General features: G+C 59.9%; 13 protein-coding genes. 7 read left to right on the top strand and 6 right to left on the bottom strand.

Annotated features, from left to right (window positions below):
* The 5 genes from ABD833_RS02915 to ABD833_RS02895 all read left to right on the top strand — a co-directional run.
* Positions 1–287, top strand: a 287-nt coding sequence (locus ABD833_RS02915) for a transposase (protein WP_345070858.1), incomplete at its 5' end; no start/stop codon positions are given.
* 188 nt (positions 288–475) lie between these two features.
* Positions 476–1,039, top strand: coding sequence for a Crp/Fnr family transcriptional regulator (locus ABD833_RS02910; RefSeq protein WP_345070856.1), 564 nt, complete (start codon positions 476–478; stop codon positions 1,037–1,039).
* A 111-nt stretch (positions 1,040–1,150) separates the two neighbouring features.
* Entirely contained in the window at positions 1,151–2,656 is a 1,506-nt protein-coding gene (locus tag ABD833_RS02905) for a hypothetical protein (RefSeq protein ID WP_345070855.1), read from the top strand.
* Between the two features lie 43 nt (positions 2,657–2,699).
* On the top strand, positions 2,700–3,230 hold the full coding sequence (locus ABD833_RS02900; protein ID WP_345070854.1) for a DUF4199 family protein: 531 nt from the start codon (positions 2,700–2,702) through the stop codon (positions 3,228–3,230).
* Positions 3,231–3,399: 169 nt separating this feature from the next.
* Positions 3,400–3,600, top strand: coding sequence for a hypothetical protein (locus ABD833_RS02895; RefSeq protein ID WP_345070853.1), 201 nt, complete (start codon positions 3,400–3,402; stop codon positions 3,598–3,600).
* 111 nt (positions 3,601–3,711) lie between these two features.
* Here the strand turns inward: ABD833_RS02895 and ABD833_RS02890 are convergent, their stop codons facing one another.
* Both ABD833_RS02890 and ABD833_RS02885 read right to left on the bottom strand, forming a co-directional pair.
* Positions 3,712–7,527 (bottom strand): PAS domain S-box protein, encoded by a 3,816-nt coding sequence (locus tag ABD833_RS02890; protein ID WP_345070852.1) that lies wholly within the window; start codon positions 7,525–7,527, stop codon positions 3,712–3,714.
* A 671-nt stretch (positions 7,528–8,198) separates the two neighbouring features.
* Positions 8,199–8,834 (bottom strand): fasciclin domain-containing protein, encoded by a 636-nt coding sequence (locus ABD833_RS02885; protein WP_345070851.1) that lies wholly within the window; start codon positions 8,832–8,834, stop codon positions 8,199–8,201.
* 208 nt (positions 8,835–9,042) lie between these two features.
* Here ABD833_RS02885 and ABD833_RS02880 point away from each other — a divergent pair, with 208 nt between their 5' ends.
* Positions 9,043–9,501: a peptidylprolyl isomerase gene (locus tag ABD833_RS02880; RefSeq protein WP_345070850.1), complete on the top strand. Its 459-nt coding sequence runs from the start codon at positions 9,043–9,045 to the stop codon at positions 9,499–9,501.
* A gap of 107 nt (positions 9,502–9,608) precedes the next feature.
* Here ABD833_RS02880 and ABD833_RS02875 read toward each other — a convergent pair whose 3' ends face one another.
* The 4 genes from ABD833_RS02875 to ABD833_RS02860 form a co-directional block, all read right to left on the bottom strand.
* Positions 9,609–9,815: a hypothetical protein gene (locus ABD833_RS02875; protein ID WP_345070849.1), complete on the bottom strand. Its 207-nt coding sequence runs from the start codon at positions 9,813–9,815 to the stop codon at positions 9,609–9,611.
* A 700-nt stretch (positions 9,816–10,515) separates the two neighbouring features.
* Complete coding sequence (locus ABD833_RS02870; RefSeq protein ID WP_345070848.1) at positions 10,516–11,169, bottom strand: helix-turn-helix domain-containing protein; 654 nt, start codon at positions 11,167–11,169, stop codon at positions 10,516–10,518.
* A gap of 447 nt (positions 11,170–11,616) precedes the next feature.
* Complete coding sequence (locus ABD833_RS02865) at positions 11,617–13,164, bottom strand: sigma 54-interacting transcriptional regulator (RefSeq protein ID WP_345070847.1); 1,548 nt, start codon at positions 13,162–13,164, stop codon at positions 11,617–11,619.
* Positions 13,165–13,356: 192 nt separating this feature from the next.
* Positions 13,357–14,460 carry a vWA domain-containing protein gene (locus ABD833_RS02860; protein ID WP_345070846.1) on the bottom strand — a complete coding sequence of 368 codons (1,104 nt, stop codon included), beginning with the start codon at positions 14,458–14,460 and terminating at the stop codon, positions 13,357–13,359.
* Between the two features lie 135 nt (positions 14,461–14,595).
* Between ABD833_RS02860 and ABD833_RS02855 the strand changes: the two genes are divergently transcribed.
* A complete protein-coding gene (locus ABD833_RS02855) occupies positions 14,596–14,877 on the top strand; it encodes a DUF427 domain-containing protein (protein ID WP_345070845.1) in 282 nt (93 codons plus the stop codon).
* Positions 14,878–14,881 lie beyond the last annotated feature (4 nt).

Below are 14,881 nucleotides of genomic sequence, written 5' to 3'. Positions count from 1 at the left end.
TCTGCGACAACGCGCGCTACTACAAAAATAAGGACCTGAGCACCTGGCTGGCCGACCAACGCCTGGTGCAAGTCTTCCTGCCGCCGTATTCACCCAATCTGAACCTGATTGAGCGCTTCTGGAAGTTTTTGCGCCAGAAAATTATCGACACCGCCTTTTACCGCACCAAAGGCCAATTCAGAACGGCCGTCCTGAACTTCTTTGACCGACTCGACGAGTTTGGCACAGAACTCATGTCCCTGCTAACCCTAAAATTTCATATTATCGATTCGCAACCTGCTTCGTGATGGGTATACATAGCTAACTCGCACACTTGATTAGGGGAACGCAAAGCTATGCGAGGTGCCTATCGGCAAGTAAAGTTGCCAATAGGCGTTCGAAACGCCCCTTTCTTTCTCCCTGGCAACGAGTATGACGGTGCGGAGTTGTTACCTTCCCAGCAATACCCTTCTCTTCTCAAGTCCCGCCTTCGCTTATGCACGCGCTCCTCCAGCACATGGCGCAGTTTACCACCCTTTCTCCGCAACTGGCCGAGGAGTTGCGCCAGCGCGCGCACCATCACTGCTTCCGCAAGCACGACCTGCTCCATCCGGCCGACACCGTGTGCCGGCGCACGTACTGGATTCAGCAGGGACTCGTTCGCATCTACTTCAACAAGGACGGCAAAATCGTGACCGATGGCTTTGCGGCCGAAAACCAGTGGATGACGTCCGCCTACAGTTTTATGCGGGGCGTGCCCGACCCCTACGCCATTGCCGCCATTGAGCCCACAGAAGCGTATTCCTTGTCGCTGGAGGACTTGCTGCACCTGTTCGACCGGTTTCACGAAATGGAACGCTTCGGGCGGGTCATCATGAGCGCGCAGTTTATGGAGCAGTCGGAACGCCTGAATTCGTTGCGCTTCACCTCGCCGGCCGAAAAGTACCAGCACTTCTGCACCCACTACCGGCCGATTCTGGCCCGTCTGCCGCTGGGCATGGTCGCCTCGTACCTGGGCATCACCCCGGAAACGCTCAGCCGGGTCCGCGCCAAAGGGTAAACGGCCGCGGCCAAGAGCTGAGGGGCCGGATAGTCGAAAAACAGCGACCCGCCCGGTATTTTTTGATTGTAATCAAGTAGCGCCGGGAGGTGGGGGCCGCACCTTTGCCAGATGCTTCCTCTCCGTTTCGCCGGGGGCCGCTGGTCGGCCTGGCACCTCGTTTTCCTGCCACTCGGCGCCCTGGAATACCTGCTGGGCGAGTACCCGGGCTGGGTGCTCATTGCCTGGGTGACGCCCCTGCTCTGGCTGGTATTCTTCCAGCACACCCGGTCCCTCGTGGCCTACGCGCTGGGGGTGCTGGGCCTCACGCTCGTGTACAGCACGCAGCACACGGTCAATATTTTAACGGGGCCGTCCTTTCACCTGACCAATCTCGTCTTTGCCGCCACCTACCTGCTGCCCTTTCTGCTGAGTCGGGCCCTAGCCACCCGCGTGCCCCCGGCGGGCCGCTGGCTGCTGTTGCCCCTGGCGGCGGTCAGCGTTGAGTACGGCCTGGCCCTCGGCCCCAACGGCACCTGGGGCTCGGTGGGCTACTCGCAGGACAGCCTGTACCTCTTGCAACTGACGGCCTGGACGGGCATTTATGGGGTAACCTTTCTGCTGTACGCTACGGCCAGCCTCCTGTTTGAGGCCCTTCGGCAACGGCGGGCGGGCCAGCGCGGCGTGTGGCCGGTGGGGCTGGCGCTGGGGCTGCTCGTCGTCTGCTTCGGCTGGGGGTGGGGGCGGATACGGCAGCAAGTCCCGGCGCGGGCGGGGGTACGGGTGCTGGGCCTCACGTTTCAGGACGCGCGTTCGTGGCCCTGGTTCCGGGAAGTGGTGTGGGACCGGCACCTGACGCTGGGCCGCGACAGCGCGCTTATCCGGCAAAAAGCCGGGGCCGCGCACCACTATTACCTGGCGCAGACGCAGCAGTACGCGCAGCGGTACCGGCCCCAGTGGGTCATTTGGAACGAGGCCGCCCTAATCGTATACCGGCCCGACTATGCCGCCTTTGCCGCCCGCAATGCCCACTTTGCGGCAGCGAACGGGCTGTACCTGGGCGTGACGTATTTCCTGGTGGACCGGGGCTTCCCGGCCCGGCCCGGCACGAACCACCTGACCGTCTTCTCTCCCCAGGGGGAGGTGGTCTACGACTACGTGAAAAACAAGCCGGTCAGCGGGCTGGAACCGGCCGTGGCCGCGCAGCAACCACCCACCGTCTTCCGGGTCGGACCCGTGGCCTACGCCGGGGCCATCTGCGCCGATTTCGATTACCCCGGCCTTATCCGGCAGGTCGGGGCGGCCGACATCGTGTTTGCCCCGGCGGCGGACTGGCCCGGCATTCGGGACCTGCACGCCCGGATGGCGGCGACGCGGGCCGTCGAAAACGGCTTTGCGCTGTTTCGCATCACGGGCCAGGGCAAAAGCAGCCTGACGACGGCCTACGGGGAAGTGGTGCGCAGCCAGTACCACCTCGCCCCCGACGTAAAGGCCTTTGTGGCGACCGTGCCGGTGCAAAAGGTGTGGACCCCCTACCGGGCGTGGGGCGACGTGTTTGCCTGGCTTTGCCTGGGCAGCTTGCTCGGGTTAATCGTGGGAGGCGCTGGCTTTGCGCAAACCGCTTCGTGGCGGCCATAATTACGTCTCAACTTGCTATTACCAGGTTTTTTCCTGCGCTCCCATGAATGCGTCGCCTTTGCTGAAAACCGTCGTTACGTACGGCCTGGTGCTGGGATTCTCCCTCTGTCTGTATACCACCTTGATGTGGCTTACCCGGTTGGATACGATTTATCTGGCCACCGGTCAGTACCTGGACGTGGCGGTGGTCGTGCTTCCGGTAGGGGTGCTGGCCGCCGCGATAAATCGGCAGCGTCGGCGGGCCTACCTGCCGGGGTGGCAGCGCGTGGGCCTGGCCCTGGGCGTGGCCATCGTGGCGGAATTAGTGTACCGGCCCTACTTGGCGCTTTATCACAACTGGCTGAACCCGGAGTGGTTTTCCTTTGTGCTGGCCCTTAAGCGGGCGGAGTTGCTGGCGGCCGGGCGCAACGCGGCCGCCATTGCCGCCGAACTGGCCCGGCTCCAGGCGACCCACGCCCGGCCGGCGGGGGTGTTTTCGGGGTTCTGGATTTCGGCCCTGGTACTGCCCGCCCTCGTGGCCCTGCTAACGCTGCCTTTTCTGCGAAACCGACCGAAAGCAGTCGTGGAGCAATAAGGCAGCCAACGGGCTAGTGACTCCGCCTGCCTTCCCCCTACTGCCGCAGCAGGATATGGTGTGGCGTGATTCGTCGGACCACGATGAAGGATGCATGTAACATCGGGACCAGACTTTTAACCAAGGCCACTGCTGGTACTTTACCGACGAATGGAAAGCCTACGCCAGGGTGCGGCCTCGCTACCAGCACCGGCCCTGCCCCAAAGGCGAAGGCCGGACCAGCATCGTCGAGGCCATCAACTGCTCGTTGCGCCAACGCGGGGGCGGGCTGGTGCGGAAGAGTTGTTCGTTCAGCAAATGCCTGAAAATGCCTACCGCCCGAATTAAAATTATCATCGACAACCATAATCGCAGTATCATCTTACATTAGACCACCGCCGTGGCGTTAAACCGGACATTTTGTGAGTTACTGGTCTGCTTGACTTTTCCTTACCGATATTTTCTGTTCCTATTATAGTGCTACCCCTTGTGCGAGGCCCGTTTAAATTGTTTCCTCAGGCTTCGCGCGCGCAACCTGCAGGGTTTGCGAAATCCGTTGCAGCTTCTCCTCCAGCTCCCGGGCCGCCAGTGCGCACACCACTTCTATTTTTGTGAAGGAGGCCAGCGCTCTGTTCATAGTTTCCGCAGTGGCTTCTTCACTTTCCTCGTTGGCGATGAGCAGCACGGCCAGGGCCTGCAGATCCTTAGCGATGTCTTCAAACTTCGGGTTGATGCCCATGGTGGCAAACGTGGGAATGATGGAGTGGGTAGCCAATTTCAGCGCTTTCCACTCGTTTTCCGCGATGGCTTTTTTCATGGTCTGCACCAGCTGCGGAATTTCCTGCAGGTACAGGTAAATCATTTCGGCCATGCGGGCATCACTCTTGGTGATGCGGCGCAGGTAATCGAAGTTGACGCAGGGCAGCAGCTCGGCCGGCACCCTGGCGTCCTGATCCGGCGCTACGGCTTCTTTTGCGTGATCCGCGATTTTCAGGTGCTTGATAATTTTGCTGTAGAGCAGCTTGTCGTCGATGGGTTTGGAGATGTAGTCGTTCATGCCCACGGCCTTGCACTTCTCCACATCTACCGTGGTGACATCGGCTGTGAGGGCAATGATGGGCACTTTCAGGTTCAGCTGGGTGCGGATGTACTCCGTGGCTTCGAACCCGTTCATTTCGGGCATCTGCAGGTCCATCAGCACAATGTCGTAGCGGGTGGTGCGCAGCTTCTCCACGGCAATGCGGCCATTGCCGGCCACTTCCATTTCGAAGCCAAAGTCCTCCAGCAGCGTTCTCATCAGCAGCTGGTTGAGGGCAATGTCTTCCACCACCAGGATTTTAACGTCCTTAAAGCCGGTTTCCCGCTCAATGATGAGGTTGGTATCGGTATCGGCTTTCTCCAGGGTTTTGGCAAAGCTCAGGATAAAGCTGAACGTGGAGCCCACGCCCACCTTGCTTTTCACGGTGATGGTACCGCCCTGGGGCTCCACCAGGTTCCTGACGATGGCCAGGCCCAGCCCGGTGCCCCCGTACAGGCGCGACGTGCCGCTGGTGGCCTGCTGAAAATTGTCGAACACGGTGCCCAGCTTCGCTTCCTCAATGCCGATGCCGGTATCGGTAACGGCGAATTCGAGGATCACCTTTTCCTTGTCCTGCACCAGCATCCGTACTCCCACCGTGATGCGGCCTTCGCTCGTGAACTTGACGGCGTTGCTCACCAGGTTCAGGATAATCTGGTGCAGCCGCACCGGGTCGCCCACCACCACTTCCGGAATTTTATCGTCGTACTCCATCACCAGCTCCAGGTTCTTCTCCTGGATTTTGGTTTCGAACAGGTGTACCATAGCCGACACGGAAGCCGAGAGCTTGAACGGAATCTGCTCAAACGTCATCTTGCCCGCGTCTACTTTGGCCAGGTCCAGAATGTCGTTGATGAGCACAATCAGGGTGTCGCCGCTGAGCTTGATGGCGGTCAGGTACTCCTGCTGCTTTTCAGTCAGCTCCGTTTTCAGCACCACCTTCGTGAAGCCGATGATGGCGTTCATGGGCGTCCGGATTTCGTGGCTCATGTTGCTCAGGAACTGCTGCTTGGCCTTCACGGCATCTTCGGCAATGCCGGTGGCCGTTTCGGCTTTGGCCTGGGCTTCCTCGGCCAGCACCGTGGCCTGCTCGGCGGCAATCTTGGCCTCGTTCAGCTCAGTGGCAATACGCTTCTGGTCGGTTACGTCGCGCGCCACTACCACCACGCCCAGCACGTGGCCCTCGTCGTTTTTGTAGACCGAGCCATTAAACAGCACGTCGGTCAGCTTGCCGTCCTTATGGCGCAGGGTCAGGGGAGAATCGGCTACCGTGCCTTTGGCAAACACCTCCTGGTACACTTCCCGCGCCATTTGCGGCTCGGTGAAGTAGACGAAGAAGTCGGAGCCCAGGAGCTGTTCCCGGTCGAGGCCGGTGATGTACACCGTGGCCATGTTCATGTCTGTAATCTTCCCCTCGGGGCTGATGGTGACCAACGGGTCGCGGCTGGCTTCAATCAGGCCGCGGGCGTAGTTGGCAATGCGCAGCTCGGCCGCCCGCTTTATTTTCTCATCGTTCTGGAAAGCCAGCTCTTCGTTGGCAATAACGAGCTCAGCGGCCCGCTTTTCCTTCTCATCGTTCTGAAAGGCCAGCTCGATGTTGGCAATGCTGAGCTCGGCGGCGCGCTTCTCCTTCTCGTCGTTCTGGAAGGCCAGCTCCGTGTTGGCAATGCTCAGCTCCTGGGCCCGCTTTTCCTTCTCGTCGTTCTGAAAGGCCAGCTCCTCGTTGGCGATACCCAGCTCGGCGGCCCGCTTTTCTTTCTCGTCGTTCTGAAACGCCAGCTCCGTGTTGGCCACGCTCAGCTCCTGAGCCCGCTTTTCCTTCTCGTCGTTCTGAAACGCCAGCTCCTCGTTAGCAATGCTGAGCTCGGCGGCGCGCTTTTCCTTTTCATCATTCTGGAAGGCGAGTTCTTTATTCGCAATACTGAGCTCCTGAGCCCGCTTCTCCTTCTCATCGTTCTGAAACGCCAGCTCCTTGTTGGCAATGCTCAGCTCGGCGGCCCGCTTTTCCTTCTCGTCGTTCTGGAAGGCCAGCTCCTTATTGGCAATACTGAGCTCGGCGGCCCGCTTCTCCTTCTCGTCGTTCTGGAAGGCCAGCTCCGTGTTGGCAACACTCAGCTCCTGGGCCCGCTTTTCCTTCTCGTCGTTCTGAAAGGCCAGCTCCTCGTTGGCGATACCCAACTCGGCGGCCCGCTTCTCTTTCTCGTTGTTCTGAAACGCCAGCTCCTCGTTGGCCACGCTCAGCTCGGCGGCCCGCTTTTCCTTCTCGTCGTTCTGGAAGGCCAGCTCCTTATTGGCAATACTGAGCTCGGCGGCCCGCTTCTCCTTCTCGTCGTTCTGGAAGGCCAGCTCCGTGTTGGCAACACTCAGCTCCTGGGCCCGCTTTTCCTTCTCGTCGTTCTGAAAGGCCAGCTCCTCGTTGGCGATACCTAACTCGGCGGCCCGCTTCTCTTTCTCGTCGTTTTGAAACGCCAGCTCCATGTTGGCGATGCTCAGCTCCTGGGCCCGCTTTTCCTTCTCGTCGTTCTGGAAGGCCAGCTCGATGTTGGCAATGCTGAGCTCCGCCGCTCTTTTTTCTTTCTCGTCGTTCTGAAAGGCCAGCTCCTCGTTGGCCACGCTTAGTTCGGCCGCCCGCTTTTCCTTCTCGTCGTTCTGAAATGCCAGCTCCTCATTGGCGATACCCAGCTCGGCGGCCCGCTTTTCTTTCTCGTCGTTCTGAAACGCCAGCTCCTCGTTGGCCACGCTTAGTTCGGCCGCCCGCTTTTCCTTCTCATCGTTCTGAAACGCCAGCTCCTCGTTGGCAATACTGAGCTCATCGGCCCGCTTTTCCTTTTCGTTGTGCTGAAAGGCGAGTTCCTTATTAGCGATGCCCAGCTCCGCAGCCCAGTTTTTCTCGGCAATTTCCCGGGTCACAATTACCGCCCCCAATACTTTGCCGTGGTTGTCCCTGTTCACCGTGCCATCGAACAACACCTCGGTCAGCGTGCCATTGGCATGGATCATGGTGAAGGGTACATTGGTCACGGCGCCGGTAGCCACTACTTTCCGGTACATGTCCCGGACCAGGGCCGGGGCCGTGAAGTAGGCAAAGAAATCGGACCCAAGCAGAGCCTCCCGGTCAACCCCGGTAATTTTGACCGCGGCCTCGTTGGTATCCAGAATAATACCCTCCAGATTCACCGTGACCAACAAATCCTGACTGGCTTCAATGAGCCTCCGATACTGGTTCTCGCTTTCCTTCATGGGTAGTGTTGCTGCCCTTCAAGGCAGGTTTTCAATGGTCCAGGTTGTACGTCCGGGTTAAGGCACACAATCGCTACCAGCATGGTAGCTATCCTCGTGGCGCCGTAGGGTGCGGGGGCCAGCCCCGCACCCTACTTGCTTTTCGCGAACCACTGCGTGAGGAGTATAAAAAAGAAAGCATCATTTAGCGGAACAACCTAGCCTGCCTTTTTTTAGTGCGAACGGGGACCCACGTAAGGTACGGCTTATACTGCATACAGAAATTTATACTGTGTGGGGCCAGCAAAACCCGAGGAGGCAATGCGCTCAGGCCGAGGCCCGGATGAAAGCTGACTACCAACCGCTTCTACGCTCGCCTCCCCTCTATGACCGGTCCAGGCAAGCCCGCTTATAGCGGTTTGGCGAACGGTGTAGGTCCCGGTCCGGCGGCTTTTTCAGCCGTCGGACCGGTTTCCGTTAGCTAACGCTGTTCAGGCGGCATGGCGCAAGCGACGACCGGCCCGACGGCTGGTAGCCGCCGGACCGGCAGCCATACCGTTCGCCAAACCGCTGTAAGCGTAAAACCAAAAGCCACCCGCACAGTCGCGGATGGCTTTTGGGTGGGGTCGAACCGATCAGTCCGACGGTGGTAGGCCCAGCCATTTTCCGGTGGAAAAGGCCGGGGGCTACCCTTACATGGCTGGAGCCGGGGGCAGCAGAACCTGGTCGATAACGTGGGTTACGCCGTTGCTGGACACCACGTCGGCAATCTGGACGGTAGCGTTGTTGATCATCACCTTGCCGTCTTTCAGGGCCACCTTGAGCTTCTCCCCGTTTACGGTGGTCAGCTCCTGCCCGTCTTTCAGGTCGGCGGCCAGCAGGCGGCCGGCAATGACGTGGTAGGTCAGCACGCCTTTCAGCTTCTCTTTGCTTTCGGGCTTCAGCAGGCCATCGAGCGCGCCTTTCGGCAGCGAGATAAAGGCCGAGTTGGTGGGGGCAAATACCGTGAAGGGACCGGGGCCGCTCAGCGTCCCGCCCAGATCGGCCGCCGATATGGCTTTCACCAGGGTGCTGACGCTGGCGGCCTGCACGGCGTTCTGGATGATGGTTTTGTCGGGCGTCATGGCTACGCCATCGACCATTATACCCTCGGGGTTACCCATGCGGGCCGAGTCGGTAGGCATGGCGGCCGAGTCAGCGACCATGGCGGCTTCGGCCGCGGCCGTGTCGGCAGTTTCGGTTTTGGTCTCACCGCAGCTGCTCAGGCCGACGGCCAGGAAGGTAGCGGCACAGACAGCGAAGGAGGCGGTTCTCAGGGTCTTTTTCATGGAATGCGGAACGGGATTGGGGTTGGTTGGGATGAGTTCGGGCGCAATATGGGCATATTCAGTTTCCGATATTGTATTACCGACTACGAAACTCCCTGGTTCGCCGGATGTTTGGGCCGCGGCTGAATTGGCTACCTTTGCTCCCGGCTCCGCGGCCCGGGGTTGCGGATAGCCAGTCTACCCATCCATCTAATTTTTCTTTCTTCGCATGAAAACTGCCGAAATCCACACCAGCAAAGGAGTTATGAAAGTGGAGTTCTACGACCAGGACGCGCCCAAAACTGTTCAGAACTTCACCGACCTGGCTCAGAAAGGCTTCTACGACGGCCTCAAGTTTCACCGCGTCATCCCCAACTTCGTGATTCAGGGCGGCTGCCCCAACTCCCGCGACGGGGCGAAAGGCTCGCCCGGCACCGGCGGCCCCGGCCATAAAATCGACTGCGAAACCAAGGGCGGCCACCAGTACCACGAGCGCGGCGCGCTGAGCATGGCCCACGCGGGCAAGAACACCGGCGGCTCCCAGTTCTTCGTGGTGCACAGCCGCGACAATACCGCCCACCTCGACGGCGTGCACACCGTATTCGGCAAAGTCGTGGAAGGGGTCGACGTTATCGACCAGATCAAGGCCAACGACGAGATTCAGAAAATCGTGGTGACGGAAGCCTAGTTTGCCCGGGCTCCGGACTACAAAAAAAGCCGCTTGACATCAAGCGGCTTTTTTGTGGCTAGGCTGAATTGTCCTCAAGACCCGGGGGGTTGGCTCCGGACGGGTGCTTACCCAAGGTGAAGGATGCGGAAGGCCCGGGGATGGGTACGCTTGCCCTTGTATTTTTTGTAGTTAGGGCGATGCTCGCCTACCCGGTGTTTACCGGTTTTGCCGCCCAGGGGCCAGCTGGCCGCTTCGGCCGTTGGGAGAGTGGGTACCAGCAGGGCTACCAGCACCAGTAGCGACACAAAACGAACGGAGAAAAAAGCTTTCATAGACGGCTGTTTTAGAAAGTGAAGAAGTGACGCACGAGTACGACTTTACAGAATTTTATCGCCAGTTCAAAGCGACTACTTAATTTCGCAACTTGTATTAATCCCGGGGTATGCGCCGGGACCCAGAGCTACCTGGCGGCTGAATACCTGTTGGTCCTCTCACGGAATTCCTCTGTTTTAAAGGGCCGGCAGTTTACCCGTTAGAGAACATGTAAAAGTAAGGATAAGACGCTGTAAGCCAACGCTTATAAAACACCCCATTTTGCGGTATCCCGGTCCCGGATACCTCTTGCCAGCCGGATTTGTTACAACTGGCAACAGGTCGGCAGGGCACCGGACCAGCAAGTGCAGTGCAGGAGGTTTTTTTTGAATAAAAACAAGAGGCAAGTTATGGCAACGGAGCCCTTTGAAACTGACCTGACCCAAAGCAGAAGCTATTATCATCGCTTAAATCCCTCATTCGATTAATGGGCCGCATTCCCGGGCGAAAGGCCGGTTTCGCTCCTCCGGATTTCCGTAGTCTGGCCAGGCACCAGTAGCAGCCCCCGGGGAAGCTCGCCGGGTCCGGCGGCGGCCCGGGAGCCAGAACCGGCGCGGAAACCGGAACGGCCGCCCTGCTTGCGCGGGCGGCCGTTCGGGGTATGCAACAGGCGTCGGATAAGAACAGGCGGGGCGTTGATGGGTGCCGTACGCGGGAAGCCTAGGCCGGCAGTGTGGCGCGGTGGGTGGTCACCTGGGTCTGGGCATCGGTGAGCACCACCACCTGGGCATCTACCTGCTCGGCGTCGACGGCCGCCAGGATGCGGGCCGGACCGCTGCGGGCGCCGCCCTGGTCGGTGAGGTTTTCGCGCCGGTCGTTGGCCCGGCGCAGCTTGCTTTGATTTTGCTTGAGCAGGCGGGCCGACAGGCCGGGCGTGGCCAGCATGGTCGTGTACATGCCGATTTCCGCCTCCACGCCGGTGAGCAGGGCGGCGGTTTCGGCTTTGCCGCGCGCTACCTGGCGGTCGGTGTAGCCCAGGTTGGAGTCGCGGTTCTGGTAGGTATCCAGCTCGGCTTCGAGGTCCTGACGGGCCGTGAGCAGGTCGGCATCCGGCACGCCGGGCGGGGGCACTTCGGGCGCGGGGACGGCGGGCCGGGCCGGGGCCCCGGCGGGCAGCAGCGCGGCCAGGGAGTTCAGGCGCAGCAGCACCCGGCTGGCAAGGGCGCGGCGGCCGGCTTCGAGGTGGGCCAGCAGCGGCCGGCTGGTGCCAAGGTAGTCGGCCAGCTCCTGCTGGTCGAGGCCGAAGTACTTGCGCACCTGCGCCGGCAGGGTGTTGAACCTGTTTAGGGTTTCGGTTTTTTCGTCGTTTGTCATCCTTCATCTGGCGTACGCTTGCGAAGGCCCTTCTCACGACGGCTCATTTTGGCCTAATTCCAAGTGGTACGGACGTAATAAGGTCCTTCGCTCCGCTCAAGATGACAGCTTTTTCGAAACCCTAAACAGCCTCGTTAGAAGGAATGGACTTGCGAGGCATCAGGTGTCAGATTTTGGAGCATATTTTTCAAAAATCAAAAAATATGCTCCAAAAACTTAGTCGATGGTTAGGTACGTCTGTCATTCTTCATCTGGCGTCCGCAGCGCGAAGGACCTGCCTCTTCCCGCGCTACAACCCTCTTTAAACGCTCAAAGCCCTTTACCACGTTACGGTAAAGGGCTTTGCTCAATTAAAGGGCTTCACAGAGAGCGAAGAGGAAGGTCCTTCGCTTTGCTTCGCGCCGCTCAGGATGACAGACGTATTTCAGCCTGACTGACGTTGCCGTGCTACCGGCGCTTGCGGGGCTTTTCTTCCTCGTCGTCCTCGTCCTCATCGCCGCCGAAGCTGGGCATGGTGAACATCGACGAGAGCAGGTCCTTGAACTGGGTGCCTGCCTGCACGCGGTTGCGCGAAATCAGGCTGTGCTCGGCCAGGCCGTGCAGGCAGAACTCCATCAGGAACCAGGTGGTTTCCTGATCCTCATTTGGGTGCAGGAAGGTCACGATGTTGCGCAGACCGGGCACCTGCTCCAGGGCCTTGTGGTAGTCCTTGTCCGAAGCGTCGCTGAGCACGTCGACGGTGTTGCCGGCCCCGAACCAGTCCTGCACCTCCTTGTAGGGGTTGGGCAGGGTTTTCTTTTTCTTCTGCTTGTCGGGGTCGGGGAAGTAGGTCAGGAACAGCGTGCGAATGGCTTTGCCCATCAGCTTCTCGGCCACCAGCCCGGCGCCCTCCTGCTCGCCCTCATACACCAGCTCCACCTTGCCGGTGAGGGCGGGTACGGCGGCCAGGAAGTCGGCAATGCGGACGTAGGTTTTCTTTTCGCCGTTGATCAGGGCGCGGCGCTCGGCCGCGCTGATCAGGCTTTCGTAGGCCGCGATGGTCAGGCGGGCTGATACGCCGCTCTTGGCATCGACGAACTCCGAAGCCCGGGCTTCCACGGCCACCTGCTCCACCAGGTCGCGGATGATTTCGTTGGTGGTCACCATCCCGATCTGGGCCTCCTTGATGCGGGCTTCCTGGCGGGTGATGCGCTTCCCGATTTCGATGGATTTCGGGTAGTGGGTGATGATCTGGGAGTCGATCCGGTCCTTGAGCGGGGTCACGATGGAGCCCCGGTTGGTGTAGTCCTCGGGGTTGGCCGTGAACACGAACTGGATATCCAGCGGCAGGCGCACCTTGAAGCCCCGGATCTGGATGTCGCCTTCCTGCAGGATGTTGAACAGCGACACCTGAATGCGGGCCTGCAGGTCGGGCAGCTCGTTGATAACGAAGATGCCGCGGTGCGAGCGGGGAATCAGGCCGAAGTGAATCACCCGCTCGTCGGAGTAGGGCAATTTCAGCGTGGCGGCCTTGATGGGGTCGGCATCGCCGATGAGGTCGGCCACCGATACGTCGGGTGTGGCCAGCTTCTCGGTATAGCGGTCCGAGCGGTGCATCCACGCTACCGGCGTGGCGTCGCCTTTCTCGGCAATGAGGTGCTTGGCGTAGATGCTCAGCGGCTGCAGGGGGTCGTCGTTGAGCTCGGAGCCTTCCACCACCGGCACGTACTCGTCGAGCAGCTCCACCAGCAGGCGGGCAATACGGGTCTTGGCCTGGCCCCGCAGGCCGAGCAGGTTGATGTGGTGCATGCTCAGAATAGCGCGCTGCAGGTCCGGAATCACGGTTTCCTCGTAGCCGAAGATGCCGGGAAATACGTCTTCCTTGGCCTGGAGCTTGGCAATGAGGTTGTCGCGCAGCTCCTGCTTCACGGAGCGGGGCTGGTAGCCCGCCTTTTTCAGGGCGCCGAGAGTTGTGATGCTTTGCAGTTCAGTGGTCGAAAGCTTGGTGTAAGCCATAGAGCTAGTCAAGGGTGGTCAAGTGGAAAGTCAAAGGGAACAGGGAGCAAAAAAATGAAGAGCGTCATGCTGAGCGAAGCCGAAGCATCCCGCGGGCTGAGGGTGGATTAGTCATCACACGACCACATGCGAGATTCCTCGACAAGCGCTGCATGAGGTCCTTCTGGCAGAGTTCCTGCCGGGACTATACAACTAGAGCGTCTTGCGGCGGTTCTTTTTGTAGTCCTCAAACACCAGGTGCCCCAGACCCTTGAGGCCGGAGTAGTAGGCCTTGCCCTGGTTTACCTGGGTGAACTCCTCCACGAACTGCTGCAGATACGGGTCGGAGGCAATCATGAAGGTGGTGATGGGCACGTGGAGGCGGCGGGCGGCGGCGGCCAGGTTCAGGGTCTTGTTCACCACTTTGCGGTCGAGCCCGAAGCTGTTCTTATAGTAGCCGTTGCCTTCCTTGAGGCAGGTGGGCTTGCCGTCGGTAATCATGAAAATCTGCTTGTTGGGCGTCTTGCGCTTGCGCAGCAGGTCCAGGGCCAGCTCCAGGCCGGCTACCGTGTTGGTGTGGTAGGGGCCCACTTCAAGGTAGGGCAGATCCTTGATGGTGATGGGCCAGGCGTCGTTGCCGAACACGATGATGTCGAGAAAGTCCTTGGGGTACTTCTGCTTCACGAGCTCGGCCAGGGCCATGGCTACCTTCTTGGCGGGCGTGATGCGGTCTTCGCCGTAGAGGATCATGGAGTGCGAGATGTCAATCATCAGCACGGTGCTGGTCTGGGTTTTGTGCTCGGTTTCGCGCACTTCCAGGTCGCCCTCGGCCAGGATGAACTCGTCGGTCAGGCCGTGGTTGAGCTGGGCGTTGCGGATGGATTCGGTCATTGAAATCTGGTCCACGGCGTCGCCGAAGCGGAACTCGCGCAGGTCGGTACTCAGCTCGTCGCCCTGGCCCACCTGCGGGGTGCGGTGGTTGCCGGTGTTGCCCTTCTTGAGCTTGCCGAAGATTTCCTCCAAAGCGCTCTTGCGGATGCCCTGCTCGGTCTTGGGCGTAATCTTGAAGGCGCCCCGCTCCTGCTCGTTCTCGTCGATGTAGCCCTTTTTCTTCAAGTCCTCGATGAAGTTGCCGATACCATACTCGCCATCGGTGAGCTTGTGCTGCTTGTCGAGCTCGTTGAGCCAGGACAGGGCCTCGCCCACGTCGCCGGACGTGATGGTAACCAGTTGCATGAAGATCTTAAACAGCGACTCAAACCCTTTTTCGGGCGAGTCCTCGGGCACGAAATCCCGGAAACGGAAACCAGCAGCCATAGGAAAGAGATTAGGTCGTCAGAACAACGGCACGGCCGGCATTGTTCGTTTTGGGCATTCGGCAAACCCGTAGCATTGCGCGGGCCGGTTGTCGCAGCCGATTTACCTAATCACCTACTCCCCCACCCCTACCCCATGAAAGCCATCTGGAACGACACCTTACTCGCGGAAAGCAACAGCACCGTGGTAGTCGAAAACAACCATTACTTCCCCGCCGACTCTTTGAAGCAGGAGTTCTTTGAGAGCAGCATCGCCCAGACCAGCTGCCCCTGGAAGGGCCGCGCCAGCTACTATTCGGTGCGCGTAAACGGGGAGCTGAACAAGGACGCGGCCTGGTACTACCCCGAGCCCAAGGATGCCGCCCAGGAAATCAAGGGGCGGGTGGCCTTCTGGAAGGGCGTGAAAGTAGTGGAGTAACCCG

The sequence above is a fragment of the Hymenobacter fastidiosus genome (genome assembly GCF_039539565.1).
GTDB lineage: Bacteria > Bacteroidota > Bacteroidia > Cytophagales > Hymenobacteraceae > Hymenobacter > Hymenobacter fastidiosus.
This window is presented reverse-complemented; position numbering and strand designations above follow the sequence as displayed.